The organism is Streptomyces similanensis (assembly GCF_039543625.1).
Lineage (GTDB): Bacteria > Actinomycetota > Actinomycetes > Streptomycetales > Streptomycetaceae > Streptomyces > Streptomyces similanensis.
Window position 1 is genome coordinate 1 of record NZ_BAABKC010000072.1, and the last position, 2340, is coordinate 2340.

Here is a 2340-nt window from a genome sequence, read left to right on the forward strand (position 1 = left end):
AGCACACCCCACCGACGTCACCACACACACCGCACCCGCATCCCCCAACATCACACCCACACGCTCCACTGGCAACTCCGGATCCACCGGCACATACGCCCCACCCGCCTTCAACACCGCAAGCAACCCCACCACCAAATCCACGCCACGCTCCAAACACACCCCCACCACCGACTCCACACCCACACCACGCTCCCGCAAACAACGCGCCAACCGATTCGCCCGCACATCCAACTCCCCATACGACACCTCCACCCCCTCACACACCAACGCCACCGCACCCGGATCACGCACCACCTGCTCAGCAAACAACTCCACCAACGACGAACCACCCACCTCCAACCCCGTGTCATTCCACTCCACCAGCAGCTTCTGGCGCTCGTCGGCGTCAAGGATCTCCACCGCGCTGATCCGCGTCGCCGGGTCCGCGACCACCGCCGACAGCACACGGAGCCAGTGGTGGGCGATCCGGGCGGCCGTCTCCTCGTCGAACACGTCGGCCGCGACCGTCACCACCCCGCGCACCCCGGCCGGCGCGCCCCCGGCGCCGAGGATCTCCGCGGCGGTGACCTCCAGGTCGAACTTGGCCGTGGCGGTTCCTCCCGCCATGCGGGAGGCCTTGAGGCCGGACAGGTCCAGCCGCGCCGGACCGGCGTTCTGCAGCGTCAGCATCACCTGGAACAGCGGGTGCCGCGCCAGGGAGCGGACCGGCGCCAGTTCCTCCACCAGTCGCTCGAAGGGCACGTCCTGGTGCTCGAACGCGCCGAAGCTCGTCTCCCGGACCCGCTCCAGCACCTCGGCGAAGGTCGGGTCACCGGAGAGGTCGGTGCGGATGACCAGCGTGTTGACGAAGAACCCGACCAGGTCGTGCAGCGCCTTGTCGGTGCGGCCGGCGATGGCCGAACCGATCGGGATGTCGGTGCCCGCGCCGAGCCGGGACAGCGTCACCGCGAGTGCCGCCTCCAGCACCATGAACAGGCTCATGCCTCGTTCACGTGCCATGACGACGAGCTGCTCGTGCACCGCGGCCGGGATCTCCAGCTCAGCCTGGTGACCGCGGTAGGTGGGCACCGCCGGCCGCGGCCGGTCGGTCGGCAGCGACAGCTCCTCGGGAACTCCCGTCAGGGCCTCGCGCCAGTAGTCGACCTGCCGCGACAGCACGCTCTCCGGGTCGTCCTCGGCACCGAGCAGTTCCCGCTGCCACATGGCGTAGTCGGCGTACTGCACCGGCAGCGGCTCCCACTCGGGTGCCCGTCCCCCGCACCGCGCCGCGTACGCCGCGGACAGGTCACGTGCCAGCGGGCCGGCCGACCAGGCGTCCCACGCGATGTGATGCACCAGCAGGACGAGTACGTGCTCGTCCTGGCCCGCGCTGAACAGGCTCGCCCGCAGAGGGATCTCTGTGGCCAGGTCGAAGACGTGCCGCACGGCGCGCGCCACCGTCTCGGTCAGCTGCTCCGGGGCCACGTCCGCGACGGCCAGTGCGAACCCGGTCTCCTCGACCGGCAGGATCCGCTGGTACGGCTCGCCGTCGGGCGCCGGGAACACCGTGCGCAGTACCTCATGACGCCCCAGCACGTCGCGCAGCGCCGCCTCCAGCGCGGCACGGTCGAGCGCCTCGGAGAAGCGCAGCACTGTGGGGTTCGTGTACGTGGTGCTCGGTCCCTCCAGCTGGGCCAGGAACCACAACCGACGCTGGGCGAACGAAAGCGGGATCATCAGGACTCCTCCTGGCTGCGCATCGGCCGCAGCGCGGGCCTAGCTTTCCGACGACTGTCACCTTGCTGTACGAGCCAGGCCGCGAGTCCGGCCGGCGTGGGGGTGCCGAAAACCGCCCGGATCGGCAGTTCCGCCCCCAGTTCCTCACGTATCTCGCTGCTCAGCCTGGTGGCGAGCAGGGAGTGTCCACCGAGTGCGAAGAAGTCGTCGTCGACTCCGACCTGGTCCAGGCCGAGCACTCGGGCGAACGCCCGGCAGAGGATCTCCTCCTGCGGTGTGGCCGGCCCGCGGCCCCCGCCGCTCACGTACTCCGGGGCGGGCAGCGCCTTGCGGTCGAGCTTGCCGTTCACCGTCAGCGGCAGCGCCTCCAGCACCACCACCGCCGACGGCACCATGTACTGCGGCAGCCGGCCCGCCACGAACTCGCGCAGCTCCGACTCGCCCACATCGCCGACCACGTAGGCGACCAGACGCTTGTCGCCGGTCACGTCCTCACGGACGACGACCGCCGCCTGGTCCACCCCCGGATGCGCGGCTACCGCCGCCTGCACTTCACCCGGCTCGATCCGGAACCCACGGATCTTCACCTGCTCATCCGCACGCCCCAGATACTCCAGCCGG

Annotated in this window: 2 protein-coding genes; both read right to left on the minus strand. The window is 70.3% G+C overall.

Features of this window, described 5'->3' with window-relative positions:
• A partial coding sequence (locus tag ABEB07_RS23870; protein ID WP_345670210.1) for a condensation domain-containing protein occupies positions 1–1719 on the minus strand: 1719 nt, incomplete at its 3' end.
• On the minus strand, positions 1719–2340 hold a 622-nt coding region (locus ABEB07_RS23875), incomplete at its 5' end, for a phosphopantetheine-binding protein (protein ID WP_345670211.1). The genes ABEB07_RS23870 and ABEB07_RS23875, both read right to left, overlap by 1 nt.